The organism is Alteromonas sp. ABM1_013 (assembly GCF_056160505.1).
Genome location: NZ_JBSWXH010000002.1, coordinates 211531 through 230267 on the forward strand (window position 1 = coordinate 211531; position 18737 = coordinate 230267).

Annotated in this window: 14 protein-coding genes; 4 read left to right on the forward strand and 10 right to left on the reverse strand. The window is 43.7% G+C overall.

The features are described from left to right. Positions 1–3 precede the first annotated feature (3 nt). The 6 genes from ACXAGK_RS05600 to ACXAGK_RS05625 all read right to left on the reverse strand — a co-directional run bounded on the left by ACXAGK_RS05600 (position 4) and on the right by ACXAGK_RS05625 (position 7936). Complete coding sequence (locus ACXAGK_RS05600; protein ID WP_474854743.1) at positions 4–2679, reverse strand: hybrid sensor histidine kinase/response regulator; 2676 nt, start codon at positions 2677–2679, stop codon at positions 4–6. Positions 2680–2727: 48 nt separating this feature from the next. Beyond that, entirely contained in the window at positions 2728–4011 is a 1284-nt protein-coding gene (locus tag ACXAGK_RS05605; protein ID WP_474805166.1) for an ABC transporter substrate-binding protein, read from the reverse strand. Positions 4012–4230: 219 nt separating this feature from the next. After that, positions 4231–5685 (reverse strand): sensor domain-containing diguanylate cyclase, encoded by a 1455-nt coding sequence (locus ACXAGK_RS05610; protein WP_474854745.1) that lies wholly within the window; start codon positions 5683–5685, stop codon positions 4231–4233. A gap of 167 nt (positions 5686–5852) precedes the next feature. After that, a complete protein-coding gene (locus ACXAGK_RS05615; protein ID WP_474854747.1) occupies positions 5853–6668 on the reverse strand; it encodes a choice-of-anchor H family protein in 816 nt (271 codons plus the stop codon). Positions 6669–6779: 111 nt separating this feature from the next. After that, entirely contained in the window at positions 6780–7178 is a 399-nt protein-coding gene (gene rraB / locus ACXAGK_RS05620; RefSeq protein ID WP_474805173.1) for a ribonuclease E inhibitor RraB, read from the reverse strand. Between the two features lie 32 nt (positions 7179–7210). Continuing rightward, positions 7211–7936: a 1-acylglycerol-3-phosphate O-acyltransferase gene (locus tag ACXAGK_RS05625; RefSeq protein ID WP_474854749.1), complete on the reverse strand. Its 726-nt coding sequence runs from the start codon at positions 7934–7936 to the stop codon at positions 7211–7213. A gap of 202 nt (positions 7937–8138) precedes the next feature. Here ACXAGK_RS05625 and ACXAGK_RS05630 point away from each other — a divergent pair, with 202 nt between their 5' ends. After that, complete coding sequence (locus ACXAGK_RS05630) at positions 8139–9278, forward strand: HD-GYP domain-containing protein (RefSeq protein ID WP_474854751.1); 1140 nt, start codon at positions 8139–8141, stop codon at positions 9276–9278. Between the two features lie 86 nt (positions 9279–9364). Here the strand turns inward: ACXAGK_RS05630 and glnG are convergent, their stop codons facing one another. The 4 genes from glnG to glnA form a co-directional block, all read right to left on the reverse strand. Further along, entirely contained in the window at positions 9365–10774 is a 1410-nt protein-coding gene (gene glnG, locus ACXAGK_RS05635; protein ID WP_474854753.1) for a nitrogen regulation protein NR(I), read from the reverse strand. Then, a complete protein-coding gene (gene glnL, locus ACXAGK_RS05640; protein ID WP_474854755.1) occupies positions 10764–11849 on the reverse strand; it encodes a nitrogen regulation protein NR(II) in 1086 nt (361 codons plus the stop codon). The genes glnG and glnL overlap by 11 nt, the downstream gene beginning before the upstream one ends. 130 nt (positions 11850–11979) lie before the next feature. Further along, positions 11980–12552 (reverse strand): DUF4124 domain-containing protein, encoded by a 573-nt coding sequence (locus tag ACXAGK_RS05645; RefSeq protein WP_474854757.1) that lies wholly within the window; start codon positions 12550–12552, stop codon positions 11980–11982. Between the two features lie 295 nt (positions 12553–12847). Further along, positions 12848–14257: a glutamate--ammonia ligase gene (gene glnA, locus ACXAGK_RS05650; protein WP_020746516.1), complete on the reverse strand. Its 1410-nt coding sequence runs from the start codon at positions 14255–14257 to the stop codon at positions 12848–12850. Between the two features lie 458 nt (positions 14258–14715). Between glnA and typA the strand changes: the two genes are divergently transcribed. From typA to ACXAGK_RS05665, 3 genes are all read left to right on the forward strand, one after another. After that, a complete protein-coding gene (gene typA, locus ACXAGK_RS05655; protein WP_179984410.1) occupies positions 14716–16548 on the forward strand; it encodes a translational GTPase TypA in 1833 nt (610 codons plus the stop codon). 320 nt (positions 16549–16868) lie between these two features. Beyond that, positions 16869–17246 (forward strand): response regulator, encoded by a 378-nt coding sequence (locus tag ACXAGK_RS05660; RefSeq protein WP_474854759.1) that lies wholly within the window; start codon positions 16869–16871, stop codon positions 17244–17246. Positions 17247–17513: 267 nt separating this feature from the next. Beyond that, positions 17514–18689: a MalY/PatB family protein gene (locus ACXAGK_RS05665; RefSeq protein WP_474854761.1), complete on the forward strand. Its 1176-nt coding sequence runs from the start codon at positions 17514–17516 to the stop codon at positions 18687–18689. Positions 18690–18737: the final 48 nt, after the last annotated feature.

Here is an 18737-nt window from a genome sequence, read left to right on the forward strand (position 1 = left end):
CGGCTAGACTTGCTTACCCAAATATTGTCTTAGCATGCCTATTAAGGACTTTTGTTTTATTGGCTTAGTTAAATAGTCGTTCATACCCGCGTCCATTGCGCTCTGCTTGTCTTCTTTCATCGCATTGGCAGAAAGACCAATTATTGGTATGGAGGTGAATCCTTTCTCACGAAGCTTCGCAGTAGCTTCATATCCGTCCATAACTGGCATTTGTACATCCATCAGCACGAGGTCGTATTGGGGGGAATTTTCTACCTTTTGTACTGCTTGTTTACCATCTTCAGCTATATCAAAGGTTAGCCCAAGATTAGTGAGCATCTCGCCGGTAACCAGCTGATTAATATTATTGTCTTCAACCAGCAGCACGTGCCCCTCTAGCGAAGTAACTAGCGACTCGTCTTTAAAGTTCTGGCCATCAAAGCCGGCGTCTTTAGAGATAATCTGATTAACGAAGCGCTCGAATTGTGCAGGTGTAAAGGGGTGCATAATTAATGGGCCTTTCCAAAGCGAGTCATATTTAGATTGAAGAGCACTACCTGCGCTCTCCATCACCAAGCCCACGGATTTCCCGCTTTCTAATAAACTATTCAGCCAGCTAATATTTTTCCTAAAGAAACTAAATTCATGAACATCAACAACAATATGATCGGGGAGGGTTGTTACTTTCTTAGCGTCATCAATTGACATATTAGCGGTTGTCGACAGCTGAATTTGGGTGCAGTAAGCCTCTGGAAGTAATGGCGACTCTGTAATGTAAAGGCTATTGCTAGGTAGTTGAGGCGAGTTTTGCAATACCCCTGACTGATTTTTAAATGCTCGTAAGGGAAGTTCAACTTCAAACGTGCTGCCTTTACCCTCGGTAGACGTTGCATCAAGTCGTCCATTCATGAGTTCGGTAAGCTGGCTTACTATAGCAAGCCCTAGGCCAGTTCCTCCGTACTTTCTGTTGGTTGAGCCGTCAGCCTGAGTGAAAGGTTTAAATATTTTATCAAGCTGCGCTCGACTCATTCCAATGCCAGAATCGGTTATTCTCATAGTGAGGTTAAGCAGGTTGCCTTTTTCATTTGAGCTACCGTCAAATTCAATTTCTATACGCCCTTGTTCGGTGAATTTCACAGCATTATTGCCAATGTTCATAATGATTTGGGCAATACGCAACGGGTCGCCTATGACCTGAGGCGGTATTTTGGGGTTTACCGTGAAATGAACCGATAGATTCTTTTCTTTTGCGCGTAGCGCTATTACCGCGATGAGGTTGTCAAATAGCGAGTGCAGTGAAAAGCTAACCTCTTCTATCTTCAATTCACCTGCTTCGATCTTTGAAAAGTCCAGAATGTCGTTAATCACGCTCAGTAATATTTGCCCAGAGTACGAAGCTTTATCAAGATAGCCTCGTACTGTTGGAGATAGTTCTTGCTGTTGGGCTAGCTCTATCAGGCCAATGATACCATTCATGGGGGTACGAATTTCGTGACTCATATTGGCCAAAAACATACTTTTCGATGCGGTAGCTTGCTCGGCTTTAACTTTAGATTCAGTGATAACTTTATTTAAGTCTTCCAACTGAGAGTTCATGGTTCGTGCTTCATTAAGCAGTTTTTCTGTCTCACGGTTTTTATCGCTAAATACAAGAGCGGCTTTCGCTAGCTTGCCAATTTCGTCTTTTCGATTGCTGCCTGGAATATTAGAGATTTGTATGCCTTGAGCGAGCTTATTGAAAACTTCAGTGATAGAGCGGATAGGGCCAAGAATACGGAGGGTAGAAAACAATGCCGCCGACAAAGCAAGTAAAATGGCAAACAGAGAAAAGAGCTCGCCATTGCGTTGTGTACTCTCTGCTATTTGGTAGGTACGCTGGGTTATAACTTCAGAATCGGTACTTACCTTTTTAGCCAGTTCTCCACTTAAATAGAGAAATTCGTTGGCAGAGCCTGCCATAACAACATTAACTAGAAAAAGGTTGCCCTGTGTTATTTGCGTCAGCTTAAAAAAGTCGTTTTTAATTCTATCTATAATGCGTTCAATACGCTGTTGTAGTTCAGGAGAAGCAGTAGAAGGTAAGCGTTTCAAAGCGTCTATGGCATCATTAAAAGACTGGATGAATTCCATATCAGGCTTCATCAAGTATTTCAGCATCGCATTTTCTGTATGTATAAGAATGACCTTGGCATCGTCTACGAAAGCAGCAGAAACCTTTCCTTGTGCTAAAGCCTTATCTAGCTCACTCCCGAGTAGAGTAATGTCAGACATTGTGCCTTGGTCGATGAGGTTATCTCTTTCAGAGCGTGCTTCAACAACCTGAGAGAAGTTTTCTTGATAAGCGTTCAAATGCTCTCTCATTCTATTGAGAATTTGATTGCTGTCATCTTTTTGTTCGGCGCGTTCGTTCACCACCGCAAGCTTATCGAGTTTACTATTGATCGTAACCATCAAACGACTAAAGCGCGTAATGGCCGACTTACTGGCATTTTCTTTAAATATCAGAACATTACGCTGAAGGTCAACAACGTCCCGCTCAAGCTCTTTAACTATACCAACATCAATGACGGCTTTCGCAGCAGACGCAACCCCTTCGTTTAAGACCTCTTGGTTTTTTCGTGCCACAAAACCTTGGGCGAGTATCAGCGCGATTAAGGCAACTAACACTGTTATAAGCTGTATCCGGATTGACGATAACATATAAGCCTAAAGAACCTTCTTCCATTTAAGATGTGGTATTACACTGTTTTATGCAGTGATAAATTCGTACCACTTTTGTAAGCTATATTCATAGCTTGGCATAACCGTATTCCAAACTGCAACGTTGCTAAAGCGCTCTTCATAACTACCGCCGGTCCGCTGCGCGCCTTTTTGTACACTCACCTTGCCATCTGGGCCTTTTAGCGGTGTGGAGGCAATTTGTCCCCTATACCAATAGTCCCACTCAGCTTGCGACAAATACTCGGCAGAACGTTGAGGGTTTGAAATGTAATAGCCTTGTCTTGCTATAAATGCACCAGGCCAGCCTGAAAGCCACCAATTCATATATTCGTAAGCTACATCTTTCATTCTTCCTTGGGTAGCAGAAGAAAGGCACATGACGCCGTGCCATCCTCTATACCCTTCTTTAGGGGCTGCGAAGGTCACGGGAATATTCTGGCCATTTAGCGCGGAGACCGCTGGGGAGAACATACTTTCAATGGCAACCCGGCCACTTTTCATAAATTCAACAGATTCGGGAACCGATGTCCAAAACCCACTAAAGTGATTCAACTGATTTAACTCTATAAGCAGGTTAAACAGGTCGTCTAGCTCGTATTCCGTGATAGCACCAATATCTTTAAAAGTGATAAACCCTTTAGCTTGTGCTGCTAGCGCTAAATCGAATAGCCCGATAGTAGGGTCGTTCACAATGCCCACTTTTCCAGAAAAATTACGGTCTAACAGCCATCCCCAACTTTCTTCTTGCCCTTTTAGTTCAGCGGGGAGTTTTGAAGTGTCGTAACCAAATGAGTCCACGTTGTGCACATAAGGTAAAAAGCTGATGGTATCGGTGTGCTTCTCACCCAAAGAGCCATCTCCTTGCACATTAAGAATCTTGTGGGGAGCGTCGCCCGCGCCCATGCGAGCGTTTTCAGTGAGCTTACCGGTTTTGCTTAAGTCATTTATTTCTTCCCAATAGCGAAGGCGCTTTTTTTGTATCGGTTGAATAGCCTTCGCACGCCACAGCACGTTAATGCTATTTGACCATTGTTCATATAAATCAAAGGAGTTGGGATTCATAGAGGCTTTTTGTAGCACAGTTGCGCTACCGCCGGGTTCAAACACTATGTTAATACCTAAGTCTTCGATAGCCCGCTGACGTATAGCTTCTTGGAGCGTTACGTGGGTACCCATTACACGAAGTGTTGGCTTAGCTTTACCTATAGCGAAAGGTGTTATGCCGGCTGATAATCCAAACGCTAGTCCGCCTTTTAGTAAAGTTCGGCGTGATGCTGAAGAGTCATTGTTTTTAGAAGGCTTAGTAGGCATTGTGAAATTCCGTATAAAGAAGTTCCTTTGATACATTCTGGCACTTATTTCATATTGTTACCAAAAAATGTAAGAAGATTGTCGAAAAAGTGGTGGTGGAAGTTGAAGAAACTCAACCTACGAAGAATGATGGTTTATAAGATTCACTAATAGGCTCTTGTGCTAAGCAGTTCGAGCATGTTTAAAGAACGCGGTTGGCGCTTTTTTTTTAAATGTCGGTTAAAGCGCCTCCCGTGGTTCATCGTCTAAAGGCTCTGGAGCTGAAATTGGTGAAATTTTCGCACCTTCCTGAATGCACTCCACCGTATTTCGGCCATTGTTTTTGGCTTTATAAAGCGCTTTATCAGCATAGGTCAAAAGCTGTTTAGTGCTTTTGTGCTGAAGCTCATGTGTTTGCACTGCACCAATGCTTACCGTAATTTTATGCCCTTTTAAAAGCGGTTGGGTTTCGTGTAATTTACTTACTTTTTGTCTCAGCCTATCCAGTATTTCGTGCGGGGAAACCTGACTTAAAAGCACAATGCAAAAAGCAAATTCTTCACCTCCAATTCTGCCTATTGCGTCTTCGGCGCGAAAGAATCTCTGCATTGTTTGCGCAACGATAGTTAGGACTTCATCACCAAACCCATGGCCAAGGTTGTCGTTTATTGATTTAAAGTGATCAACATCTGCAATTCCTACCAGAACTTCATGGTTGTTGCGCTTGGCAAACATTAAAGATTTAGAGAACGCATCAATAAAGGCACGTCTGTTGGGGATATTGGTTAAGGCGTCAAAATATGCCAGCTTTTCTAATTTCAGGTTTGCATCTCGCAGCTCACTTGTACGTTCGTGAACCAAGTTTTCTAAATCTTGTTTTATTCTTTTTAGCTCTGAATTTCTTTTATCCAGCTGTTCAGACTGAAACTTCATCTCACTTACATTGCGCTGAACCGCAGCAAAATGCGTAACTTCACCAAAATCGTTGGTTAGCGGGAATATATTCATTTGTACCCAGAACGGTGTACCGGTTTTCGTATAGTTCAGCAGTGTCTCAGTACACGGAATTTGTTTAACAAGGGCTTGGCGAATGCGATCAGTGGAGGCTTTGTCTGTTAGGGTTCCTTGGAAAATCCTGGGTGTTTCGCCAATTAGCTCTTCGAAGTCATACTCAGTATGCTTACAGAGGGCTTCGTTGGCGTAAATTATTTTAGGTGAGAGTGGGGTATTGATGTTTTTCGCTTCTGTCACGAGGATCATGTCTTGTGAATTTTGCACAATATCTTTATAGGAAAAGTCGTTTATTTTCTTGGTGATGTTCGTAAAGTAAACGACCACAAAGGGCGGTGTAATTCCCTTCCCGCTATGTTTCTCTGGGTAGGCATTTACACTAAACCAAGCTGTCGTTTCTGTGGTTTTGTCGATAACGCCTACTATTTGATTATCTACAGGTTTACCCGTCGATAGTACGCGAACTACGGGTAATTCATCATAGGAAATCCGTCGGTTTTGCCTATCAATGAATTCCCACGTTTCTACATTCATGCTCTTGTCCTTAAGCGCTTCTAGACTTAAGTTAAGCATCATCGATGCAGCGGGGTTGGCATACTCCACAGCGCCAGTCGCGTTGTGAATGACCACACCAATTTGCGTGTTTTCTAATAGATTGAACAAGTTAACATTGTTGAAGCTCATTGCACTACACCACTTGAAAGCGTCAGTATGTACTGTTTTTCCTTGTACATTGGCGAATCAACGTTAATTAGAAAGAAGAGTTAACCTATATATTAGACTTTAGTTTAAAAAATAGCCAAAAGCTGTGATTAAAACAGCTTTTGGCAAAGATAAATTTAGAAGGAATATTAATGGCGAGCGGATTTGCTCAAGCGTCTCGTAAGTACAATGCCTCCTAGTAGGAACAATGGAAGTAGCGACCAAGCACCGCCGTGCTCTTCTACTATTACTACCGTATCCTCTACGATGTACTCGTTGTTTTCGCTTTCAAGAGGAAGATAGGCAAGTGCGTTGTCATCATAAGCATCGGTAAATGCCACTAGCTCTTCAGTGTCGGCATCGTAAAGTTCTAGCAGTATGTCGTATTCACCAGGAGGGAAACCAGATACTAATGAACTTTCGATAGTAAATGTATCGGTTGAATCTTCTGAATAAATATAAAACTCAGACGACACGTGAATTGCATCGTAGAGACCGTCTTTACCTAAATACAATACTGCGTAAACAGGCGCTCGTGTGAAAATCGTGTCGGCGTCAAACTCAATTGAGAATGTAGAGTAATATCCGTCGTAGTCAATATCTTGCTCAAGCGTTACCCAACTTTCATAAATCCAAAATTCGTTAACGCTGCTAACCATAATATCGCTTGATGATTTGTTTACACCTAGGTGTTGTTGATGCTTATTAGTTTGGCTGAGCGTGCTTTGTTGAGCGTTGGTCTTATCTGTAGATTGCTCGACAACATTATCATTGACCAATTCACTCGTGGTTTTTGGCTGTAGTGATTCAGCGGCGGCAAAGGGTTTGTCGTAACGGAATTCGGTTGAGGTAACCTGTTTTTCTTCTGAAAAACTATCGGTACTTGCATGTACAGGTGACAAAAACGCAAGCTGTAATGTGACGATAGCAGAATATGCTGTAAGTGCTGATACTAAGTTTTTCATCTGTCCATCCTTTTCCAATCGATAATGACAGGGTCATTGTTGAATAAAAAAGATGAACAAAAGCTGAAGAGTAACTTAATACCCCTTCAGCTTTATCGGGGAATTTAAGAATTAGTCGTCGAAGTGATAGTCTTCTTCTTCGTACTCGCCTTCTTCACGCGGTTCAAAATAGGTGCCCCATCCATCGTAGGTTACATCGTGTTTGTCGGCAATTTTTAACAGTGCGTCTGAATCTGCATTAAGCTTTTCAATATCTAGCTTTCTTTCTACCACGGCGTCGAAGCAAAAAATGGTTTCGCCGTCATCAAGAATTAGCTCTTCGGCGTCAGTCACCTCAAAGCCCGCTTTAAAGGCATCTACAGCGGCTTTTTCTAATACGTCGAAGTCGGTACTGGCGAAATGGTGCTCAATGGTATAGTCGGCATCTGCTTGACTGCCATCTTCTAGAAGGGCATCAATAGTTTCTTGGTTAAACTCGTACCACTCTTCTCTTTCATCGAACTGGGTCATAATAAACACTCGTTAGCAATTTAGGCGCAAGTTTACCTGCTTTTTTCCAGTTCATCGACCTGTGTATTAAGCACATCAAACTTTTGTTTCATTTCATCATTGAAGTGCACCATCCACTCTTTAATTGTATGTTCTTCGGTCAGTGGTTGAGGCGCTGCAATATCAATTAGCACAATTCCATTGTTCCAGCGGTTCCATTTAACCTTCTTATGCAGGTTGCTCGCTGTAACCATAACAACAGGTTCATTAGTGGTTTTGGCTAAACGAAAAGCCCCTTGCTTAAACGGCAGAATGCCTCTGCCGTAACTTCGGGTACCTTCAGGGAATAACCATACAGACGTTTTCTTTTTAGCTATGCGGTTAGCGGCAATATCTAAGGTGTTTCGCGCTTTTCCTGAATTTTTTCTATCGATCATGATATTCCCCGACAGCCAATAAATTTGGCCGAAAATAGGGATCCATTTCAAACTCTTTTTACCGATGGTAACTACGCCGGGAAGTGCTGCCTTACAAATTGTAATTACATCAAAGCTGTTTTGGTGATTAGCGATGAAAACATAGGGCTCGTTCGTTTTTACAGCGGGGTCTCTTTTTATAATAATTTTAAGGCCCACTATTCTAGCCATAAGTGAATACAAACTACCGGCAGCATGCACGTTATCTTTGTGAAAAGGGCGCACGATACAAATGATCAGCAAAATAATGTTGATTAATAAAAAGGCGATAAATAGTGCCGGTATGCGAAATAAAGCGATCAAAACAACTCCTAGATACAATTGACGCGCGCAGTATAGATGAAGTTTGAGCGTACACTTGTCCGATGAGTTTTTACAGTGTTTAGATTTAATCGGTCATCACTTATGAAAGTTCCTTCTTTATCACCTTTAGTATGAGGAAATTTTGCCGATACCGAATTACAATAATAGAAAGCTTAATAGAACCTAACTCGGTATTCATTACATGCAGACATTTACTCCAGACGACCTAGAAGAAGATATTCTTGCTGACCTTATGGAGGAAATTAACGAACTCTATGAATCAAGTGAGCAAACTTTGATTGAATTAGAGCTTCGGCCGGAAGACAACGAGTTGCAACGAGCTCTGTTTCGTTCAATCCACACTATTAAGGGCGATTTAGGCTTAGTAAATTTCTCTCCTATGATCCCCCTTTTACAGCATGTTGAAGATTTACTCGATTACTTACGTAAAGGGCAGGTAGCGTATACCAGTACCATGAGCGACTTGGTGCTACTGACGATGGACAGAGTAAAAGCCTTTGTCGAGGCTGTAATGGCTGACGGAAAGGCTGAGTATGATGACAACCTTCACAATCAGCTAGTGCTGGCTATCAGTCGTGTTACGCCAGAGAATTCTGCTGAACATGAAAAGCGTCTTACCGAAGCGGTGTTGTTACTTAATCCTGCGTTAGACATTGTCGCTGACGGCGACGACCCCGAAAACGTGCAAATAAAGCCGCCCACATTAGCTGCGACAGGTATACCTAAAGACATTAGCAGCGAAAAGAAACAAGACATTTTGTTTTTCCGCGATCTTATGCAAACCATTGAGCGGCGTTCTAACTATTGGGTTGGACGAGGTGATCGCATTGCTAAGTTGGCCATGTACATTAACGATGTCGCTGAAAATCCAATTGACGAAGACCAGCTGGCGGTAGCCAGTTACGTTCATGATTTTGGCATGGCGTTCATGCCGTTAAAGCTGTTGCATAAAGGCGATGAATTAAGTGATATTGAGTTCAACCTGATGCGGTCTCATGTCTACAAAAGCGCTCGTTTGTTAGAGCATCTGGACCAATGGGACATGGCGCGAAAGATAGTGATGCAGCACCACGAGCGCACGGATGGAACCGGATATCCGCTAGGCATAAAAGAAGACGATATCTGTGAAGGCGCTAAGCTGCTTGCAATTGTTGATACTTACGACGCAATGACGCACCCAAGGGCGCACAACGAAGACAATGTGCTTTCCAAAAAAGAAGCGGTGATTGAGATAAATCGCAGTGCCAAAGGACAGTTCAGTATGAAGTGGGTGAGGCTGTTTAATCAGGCTATGACAGCGCTATTGACTAAAGGGCAGTAAACGCTGCCCTTATCTTGCTACGTGATGTTGGCTGAGAGCCTAATTCAGCTCAAGGCTTCTCAGCTACTTCAAGAAGCGAAGCAGGTTTAATTTACACCTAATTCCTTTAGCTTACGGGTAAGGGTATTTCGCCCCCAACCTAAGCGTTTAGCCGCATCTTGTTTGTGACCGTGAGTATGCTGGAGTGCTCGCTCAAGCATAACGCGTTCGAAAGTAAGCATAGCGTCGTTAAGAATATTATGGTGACCATCGCGTAGTTGTTTGTCGGTCCAACTCGCAAGTAATTCTGGCCAATCACCCGATTCGGCACTAGGTTTTTCGATACTGCTATCGCTGTGAATTTCTGGCGGCAGATCGCTCGGTAAGACTTCTTGTCCACTCGCCATCACCGTTAACCAGCGGCACACGTTTTCTAACTGCCGTACGTTACCCGGCCACGGTAACTGAGACATAACGCGCTCAGCTTCTTTTGAAATGCTTTTCGCCTCCACATCAAGCTCTTTGGCTGCTCGGCGAAGGAAGTGACGCGTTAACAAAGGAATATCTTCTCGGCGCTCGTTCAGCGATGGAAGATGCACGCGAATAACATTCAGTCGGTGAAATAAATCTTCCCTGAATTTTCCTTCAGCGACACGCTGCTCTAGGTTTTGGTGGGTTGCTGCAATAATGCGTACATCAACGCTTACCGACTGATGGCCACCTACGCGATAAAACTGACCATCCGCGAGTACTCGCAAAAGGCGGGTTTGCACATCTAACGGCATATCGCCTATTTCATCTAAGAAAAGTGTACCGCCGTCAGCTTGCTCAAAACGCCCTTGGCGTGCCGCTTGTGCGCCGGTAAAGGCGCCTTTTTCATGACCAAACAGTTCAGATTCTACGAGATCTGCAGGTATGGCCGCCATATTAAGCGCAATGAAAGGCTTACTCGCTCTAGGGCTGTGTCGGTGAAGTGCGTGCGCTACCAGTTCTTTACCCGTACCTGATTGGCCGTTAATAAGTACGCTAATCGAAGAACGTGAGAGTCGACCTATAGCACGGAAAACTTCCTGCATAGCAGGTGCTTCACCAATTATCTCGGTTACAACGTCTTCAACTTGTGATTTGGATACCGTCGACTGCTCTCTTGCATGAGCAAGGGCGCGCTGGGTTAAGGTTACCGCTTCGTCAATATCAAAAGGTTTTGGCAAGTATTCAAATGCCCCTTTTTGATAAGCGTTTACCGCACTGTCTAAATCCGAATGCGCCGTCATAATGATAACGGGAAGCAACGGATGGGAAGCGTGCACTTCGTTCAGTAATGTCATGCCGTCCATTTGTGGCATTCTTATGTCTGAAATGATGACTTCGGGGGCTTGGCCGCTTTGAAGTTGAAGCAATAAATCTTCAGGGTTTTCAAAACTCAAGCAGCTGATATCAGCGGCTTGTAAGGCCTTTTGCAGCACCCAACGAATAGAACTGTCATCATCGACAATCCACACAGACTCATTCGTCATCGTCTGTCTCCTTACGATCTATTGGTAGGTAAATTACGAACTCAGTGTGACCAGGGTAGCTGTCTACATCTATTTTGCCGCCGTGGTGGTTAATAAGGGTTTGTGAAATAGACAAACCCAGCCCAGAGCCATTTTGTTTACTTGTGACCATGGGATAGAAAAGTGTGTCTTTAATTTCAGCGGGAATACCCGGGCCGTTATCTATAATTTTTATTTTTGCTACCAGCGCATGACGTTTCGTTTGAATCGTCATCTGGCGCTCTATTCGCGTAACTAGCCTAATCTCTGGGTTAGGGGTTTGGCTCTCGGTTAAAGCCTGAATACTATTTCTGACTATATTGAGCACCGCCTGCTGAATCATGTCTGGGTCTAATAAAAGCGGTGGTATGCTAGGGTCATAGTCGCGAACTATGGTTATAGGGTTGTCTGATTCAAAGCGCATTAAGCTACGTATTTTTTCAAGAGCCTGATGCACATTGCTTTCTTCGAATCGAGGTAGTGAATTGGGGCCTAGCAAACGGTCCACAAGGTTGCGTAGACGGTCAGATTGCTCAATGATCATACGCGTGAATTCTTTGTGTTCTTCCGACAGCTCTTTTTCTAAAAGCTGGGCTGCGCCTCTAATACCACCTAATGGATTTTTTATCTCATGCGCTAGGCCACGTACTAGCTCTCGAGCCGCATAATGCTGTGCGTTTTGTAAGTTTTCGCGAGAAATTCGTTTTTGTTGATCAATCTTTTTGACTTCGAACAGCAATCGAGGGCCATCGTCAAAGTATAAGTTGGTAACGGTAAGATCGGCAGAAACATAGCGGTTGTCTCTGAACGCTAGTTTAATTTCGTTCTCGGTAAAGTCTTCACCTTTTCTAATGGCCGCTTTTAGTCGGGTAGTCTCTATGGTTCCTGGTAAGAAAAAGTCTTGAAGCGGGTGCCCGATAAGTTGCTTCAAGCCTGTTTCGAACAAAGCTTCACCCGCGTGGTTAGCGTAAACAATGGTAAGTTTGTTATCTACCATTACCAACGCTGTGTTTAGGCTATTTATAAGCTGTTGTGTTTCTAACTCGGTGGAATGCATCCGAGCTCGTCTCCTTTGCACCATAATTGTGCATTGTAGCTTGCAATGATGCGATGCGCGAGTAAGAGGCTAAGCAAACATAGTCTACTGAACCTCGGTGGTGCGCTTACAGAACAATGATTGCACGCTATTAGTTATTAATTAACGCCGATGCCTGATGTAGGTAAAGGGTTTGTTCTGGAGACGATGCAAGAGTCTTGCCCGTATTGTTCGTTAGCTCAACTTTGTAGGTATGTGCTCCACGATGGATACCTGAAAGTTTAAATACGCCTGAACTATTGCTTGCAAATGGGGCGTTATCGAAAATTAAGCGATAGATGGGCGCTTTGGGTGCACCAGTTTGTGCCGCAGAAATAATTAACTCACCTAGATTATTTCTAATAGTTGCTTCTGGTGCAGGAGATTTGATAACTACGCGATAATTTGGTTTAGGGGCATCAGGCTTAAGCGGCGGTGGGGGGGCAACTTTGGCTGCTGTAACTACGTTTTGCGTTTTATCATCGAATGCCAACGGCTCAGCATTTTTTTGCGGCTTATCGGTGAAAGTAATAGAGCCGTCTTTTCCTACCACCTTATAGATTGTTGTAGTTGAAGAAGAAAGGGGAGTAGTTGCCTCGGCGTCGCGCTCTAACTCGTTTGTTTGTGGTTCTTGCTGCGCATTGTCTTGCTCTAAACCAAGCGTAGCGGCTTGCAAAGGTAACACTCCATTACTGCAACACAATAATAGGGAAGTTAAGCAGATGTATCGCATCATGTTTTGCACGTGTTGTTACCTAATCATTGTATTTGAAAACTGCCAGCTTACTACTTTTATCATAAGAGGCCTGTGGCTAAATCTTTTCAGCATTGCCCATATGAGCTAGCCCCTAGGTCATTGTCCTAAGTGAGCAAACGTAGAAGATGCTTTTAGCGCTGACACAAATATATAGTAGTTAATTAGCACCCATAAAAAAAGCCCGCAGAGCGGGCTTTAGTATATATCGCGATACAGTGTGTTATTACACGCTGTAGTACATGTCGAACTCAACTGGGTGAGTTGTCATGTTAAGTTTAGTTACTTCTTCTGACTTAAGGTCGATGTATGCATCAATCATGTCGTCAGTCATAACGCCACCGGCTTTAAGGAAGTCACGGTCGTTATCAAGTGCTTCAAGTGCCATTTCAAGCGAGCTTGCAACAGTTGGAATTTCAGCCGCTTCTTCTGCAGGTAGATCGTACAAGTCTTTATCCATAGCATCGCCAGGGTGGATCTTGTTTTTGATACCGTCAAGGCCAGCCATTAGCATCGCAGAGAATGCAAGGTAAGGGTTAGCTGTTGGGTCAGGGAAACGTACTTCAATACGACGCGCTTTATCGCTAGTTACGTGTGGAATACGAATTGATGCAGAACGGTTACGCGCAGAGTATGCAAGCATTACCGGCGCTTCGAAGCCAGGAACTAGACGCTTGTAAGAGTTAGTAGAAGCATTAGCGAAGGCGTTAATTGCACGCGCGTGCTTGATGATACCACCGATGTAGTAAAGTGCTTCTTCAGAAAGACCTGCGTATTTGTCACCTGCGAAGATGTTAACGCCGTCTTTAGAGATAGACTGGTGACAGTGCATACCAGAACCGTTATCGCCAACAAGTGGCTTAGGCATAAAGGTAGCAGTTTGGCCGTATGCATGTGCAACATTATGTACAACATACTTATACACTTGGATTTCATCCGCTTTCTTAACTAGCGTGTTGAATTCACAAGCGATTTCGTTTTGACCTGCAGTCGCTACTTCATGGTGGTGAGCTTCAATTACAAGGCCCATTTCTTCCATAACCATACACATAGCAGCACGAATGTCGTGAGCAGAATCTACAGGAGGTACTGGGAAGTAGCCGCCTTTAACGCCAGGGCGGTGAGCCATGTTGCCGCCTTCGAATTCTTCACCTGAGTTCCACTTTGCTTCTGAAGAGTCAATCTTGTAGAACGAACCCGCCATATCTGTGTGGAAACGCACGTCGTCGAAAAGGAAGAACTCTGGCTCTGGGCCGAAGAAGCATGTGTCGCCGATACCTGTAGATTTCAAGTACTCTTCTGCGCGACGTGCAACAGAGCGTGGGTCACGCTCGTAACCTTCCATTGTTGAAGGCTCAACAATGTCACAACGGATGTTTACTTGTGTTTCTTCTGCGAAAGGGTCTACTACGCAGCTGTCTGCGTCTGGAAGAAGAACCATATCTGATTCGTTGATGCCTTTCCAACCAGCAATTGAGGAACCGTCGAACATTTTACCTTCTTCGAAGAATTCTTCATCAACAACACTTGCAGGAATTGATACGTGTTGTTCTTTACCTTTGGTGTCGGTAAAACGTAAATCTACAAACTTCGCTTCACTTTCTTTAATCAGTTCTAATGCCTTATCTACTGACATCGTGTCCTCCAGGTTTAATGTAAAAATGCGGAATGATCAGCTTCACTCCAACAGTGGCAAAAGTGAAAGCGATTATCATGCCATTTACATGCATGCCGGTTTTTGTGGCATGGACAGGCATCTATCACTTCCATTTGAATAGTGTTGCACCAGAAGAGTGCATTAATGCTCCATGGTGGTGCTTAATTGTTACTTTTATGTCATCTAGCCTAGATCACTTTGTATCACACCACCACTATATATGTTCAATTCGGTGCAAATAAGGTGGTTATTTTTTGAACTAAAGAAGTAATTCTAATAAAAGTGACTTGTTATCAAAAAAAGGTGCGCAAACGTCGTGGTTTTTCTGTACAATCCGCGCAAATTTCTCTATCTGCATTTTTTTGCAACAAATCTAATGCAGACTTATTCGATTCCCGAATTAAGTTGGCATCGATTTACACAGGCTCTATATAAGCATGAATACCACTGATATTAGTAAATTGCGTAACATCGCAATCATCGCCCACGTTGACCACGGTAAAACCACCCTGGTAGACAAACTGTTACAGCAGTCTGGCACCCTTGAATCTCGAGGCGAGCAAGAAGAGCGCGTAATGGACTCGAACGACATCGAGAAAGAACGTGGCATTACCATCCTAGCTAAGAACACAGCGATTAACTGGAATGACTACCGAATCAACATCGTAGACACCCCAGGACACGCTGACTTCGGTGGTGAAGTAGAACGTGTAATGTCAATGGCTGACTCTGTACTTCTACTTGTAGATGCACAAGAAGGCCCAATGCCACAAACGCGTTTCGTTACGCAAAAGGCATTTGCTCAAGGTCTTAAGCCAATTGTTGTTATTAATAAAATCGACAAGCCTGGCGCACGCCCTGATTGGGTAATGGATCAAGTATTCGACCTTTTCGATAACTTAGGCGCAACTGATGAGCAGCTTGATTTCCAAGTTGTTTACGCTTCTGCACTAAATGGCTGGGCATCACACGATGCAGACGAGCCTCAAGAAGACATGAATGCACTATTTGAAACTATCGTTGAGCAAGTTTCTGCACCTGATGCAGACGTAGACGGTCCTTTCCAAATGCAGATTTCTCAGCTTGATTACAACTCATACGTGGGCGTAATTGGTGTAGGCCGTGTTAAACGTGGTTCTGTTAAGCCAAACCAGCAAGTAACGGTTGTTACTGCTGATGGAGAAAAGCGCAACGGTAAGGTTGGCCTGGTATATGGTTACCTTGGTCTTGCTCGTCATGAAGTCGAATCAGCGCATGCTGGCGACATCATTGCTATCACAGGTCTTGGCGAACTTAAGATCTCTGACACCATTTGTGATCAAAATACGGTTGAAGCGCTTCCGCCACTTACGGTTGATGAGCCTACTGTAACCATGACCTTCCAGGTAAACACGTCTCCGTTTGCGGGTAAAGAAGGTAAATATGTAACGTCACGTAACATCCTAGAGCGTCTTAACGACGAACTAGTACACAACGTTGCGCTTCGCGTTGAAGAAACTCAAGACCCTGATAAGTTCCGCGTATCAGGTCGTGGTGAACTTCACCTAGGTATTCTTATTGAAAACATGCGTCGTGAAGGTTACGAGCTAGCTGTATCTCGTCCAGAAGTAATTCTGAAAGAAGTTGATGGTGAAACTCAAGAACCTTACGAAACACTAACGATCGACTGTGAAGAAGAGCACCAAGGCTCAATTATGGAACAGCTTGGTCTTCGTAAAGCCGAAATGACCGATATGTCTCCAGATGGCAAAGGTCGTGTACGTATCGACTTCATTATTCCAAGCCGTGGCCTGATTGGTTTCCAAACAGACTTTATGACAATGACATCTGGTTCTGGTTTGCTTTACCACACGTTCGACCACTACGGTCCATATAAGGGCGGTATTATCGGTAAGCGTAAAAACGGTGTACTTATCGCAAACGCAAACGGTAAAGCATTAACTAACGCCCTGTTTAACTTGCAAGAGCGTGGTCGCCTATTTATCGGTCACGGTGTTGAAGTGTACGAAGGTATGGTTATTGGTATTCACAGCCGTGACAATGACCTAACTGTAAACGCACTTAAAGGTAAGCAGCTTACAAACGTTCGTGCCTCTGGTACTGACGAAGCGCAAACCCTAGTTCCACCAATCAAGATGTCACTAGAGCAAGCGCTTGAGTTTATTGATGACGACGAACTAGTAGAAGTAACACCTGAGTCTATCCGTATTCGTAAGAAGCTTCTTACAGAAAACGAACGTAAGCGTGCATCACGCGCACCTAAGTCTTAATATCCTTTAAGACTACATACATCGACTTTAAAAATGCCAGCTTTTGCTGGCATTTTTTATTTAGCGGTTGAACTTTGTTAAATCAATATTTGCCGCTAGTCTTTCCTATTTTTGAACGGTTGAAGGTTTTCTTTTCGAAATCACCAACTCAGTTAATTCACTGTAACGGTGAACATCGAAAAGCGTAAATATCGACCAAAGGTTAGTGGTCAAACATGCTTAGAGCTTCTATGCTTATTCAAGTACATGTTTACGCATTAACTCGTAAGCTAAGTCGTTGTAATATCGACGGCTAATGACCTAACAAAAGGGGAAGGGTAGTGTTTTCTGTTGCCGTTGTTGAAGATGATCCTATTACGCTAGACCTTATTACTGATGCCTTAGAGACGCAGTTATACGCTACTGTTTTTCCATTTACGCGTAGTAAATTTGCAAGAGATTTCTTGCTGCAACAAACTTCCGACACTATAAACTTGATCATAAGCGACCAAGTAATGCCGGATTATGACGGGCTTAGCCTTTTAAAAACTTGTCAGTCGTCTGGTTTGGACGTCCCTTTTTTGCTTATTACTGCCGATCCTAACAAAGAGCTCGTTATTGAAGCTCGTAAACTTCAAGTATCAGGCTTTTTAGCTAAACCCCTGAATATGGAAGAGCTGGTTCAAAAGTCGAAAGAAGCAGTCACACAAGCAAGTTAGCCTTAAAGCTTTTTTGACATGGTACGGTTTCACTGACGCGACCACTTAATAACGAACACACAATAACGAAAGTAAGCAGGCTTTCACCGCAACAAGGTATAAAATGGAAAAGTCCACTTTGCCACTACTTGTTTAACGCCTTAACTTTACCTCTATAAAAGTACATTTCGATATAGCAAATCTGAGTTAATTCATCTTAAGCCCCTAGTTTATGAGGCGCTAAAATTCTACACTGGTGCTATAAGTTTTTGAGCAACAGGATGTAATGTGAGCGCCTTATTCGATAATACCCCTTCTAGAAAAGATACGTTTTCGTTCAAATGGCAAAAGTACAAAGGAAAAGACATCATTCCTGCTTGGGTGGCTGATACCGAGTTTCGATGTGCTCAGCCAATCTTAGATGCCATCTCTGGTCAAGTTGAACATGGCAATATGGGGTATATACTGCCTGCCCATCACGCTGGTGCTATTCAGGCTGTAGTACGATGGCTTAAAGATAAGCATAATTGGGAAATCCAGCCCGAGTGGCTAGTGTGGACACCAGGAGTTGTACCTGCGTTCAACGTAGCGTGCAAAGCGTATTGTGACCCCGGCGATAAAGTGCTTATTCAAACGCCTAATTACCCGCCACTGCTGGCGGCGCCAAAGCTAAACGGCCTAGAGCGAGTAGATATAGGTACAGTTGTAGAAAGCGCGAACGGTGAACGTTTAGATAGTATCAGTGAAGTTGATGGAGCGCGCTATACATTGGATTTTGACGCGTTAGAAAAAGAAGCTGCGGACCCTAAATGCAAGCTGTTTATTCTTTGTAACCCAATGAACCCTGTAGGTTCGGTACTTTCTAAAGCGGAGCTGGACCGCATTGCCGAAATCTGTAATGCGAACAATGTTAAGCTTTGCTCTGATGAAATACACTGTGACCTTATTTTAGAAGACGGGAAGCAGCATATCCCAGCAGGCCGCGAGGCTAATCTTGCTGAAAATAGCGTAACGCTTATGGCTGCCAGTAAAACATTTAATATTGCGGGGTTAGGTACGTCTTTTGCCATTATTCCTAATCGCCAACTGCGTCAGGCATTTACTAATACCGCAGCAGGCATAGTGCCGTGGGTAACCGTATTAGGCTTAGCGGCAACAGAAGCTGCATTTACTCAGTGTGACGATTGGCATCAGCAGCAGCTTAGCTACTTACGTGAAAACAGAGACATGGTGTTTAACACCATCAACAGTATTGACGGGCTTAAAATGCTAAAAGCCGATGCAACATTTCTTGCGTGGGTAGACGCCAGCGGGCTTGGCGTAGAAAACGTTCAACAGTGGGCGGAAGAAAAGGGCGTTGGCCCATCTCCGGGTATTGATTTCCACAAAGCGGATCATTTCAGAATCAATTTTGGCTGCAGCAAAGCGATGCTTCAAGACATACTCCAACGCCTCGCCAGCTAAAAAAAACTGTGGGGTCAGAGTCAGGACTCTGACCCCACACCTCGAAGG

Excerpts from the sequence above, each read along its gene's own strand:
- ACXAGK_RS05605 (WP_474805166.1), bottom strand. The coding sequence starts at position 4,011 with ATGCCTACTAAGCCTTCTAAAAACAATGACTCTTCAGCATCACGCCGA.
- rraB (WP_474805173.1), bottom strand. The coding sequence starts at position 7,178 with ATGACCCAGTTCGATGAAAGAGAAGAGTGGTACGAGTTTAACCAAGAA.
- ACXAGK_RS05630 (WP_474854751.1), top strand. The coding sequence starts at position 8,139 with ATGCAGACATTTACTCCAGACGACCTAGAAGAAGATATTCTTGCTGAC.
- typA (WP_179984410.1), top strand. The coding sequence starts at position 14,716 with ATGAATACCACTGATATTAGTAAATTGCGTAACATCGCAATCATCGCC.
- glnL (WP_474854755.1), bottom strand. The coding sequence starts at position 11,849 with ATGCATTCCACCGAGTTAGAAACACAACAGCTTATAAATAGCCTAAAC.
- ACXAGK_RS05610 (WP_474854745.1), bottom strand. The coding sequence starts at position 5,685 with ATGAGCTTCAACAATGTTAACTTGTTCAATCTATTAGAAAACACGCAA.
- ACXAGK_RS05600 (WP_474854743.1), bottom strand. The coding sequence starts at position 2,679 with ATGTTATCGTCAATCCGGATACAGCTTATAACAGTGTTAGTTGCCTTA.
- glnG (WP_474854753.1), bottom strand. The coding sequence starts at position 10,774 with ATGACGAATGAGTCTGTGTGGATTGTCGATGATGACAGTTCTATTCGT.
- glnA (WP_020746516.1), bottom strand. The coding sequence starts at position 14,257 with ATGTCAGTAGATAAGGCATTAGAACTGATTAAAGAAAGTGAAGCGAAG.
- ACXAGK_RS05615 (WP_474854747.1), bottom strand. The coding sequence starts at position 6,668 with ATGAAAAACTTAGTATCAGCACTTACAGCATATTCTGCTATCGTCACA.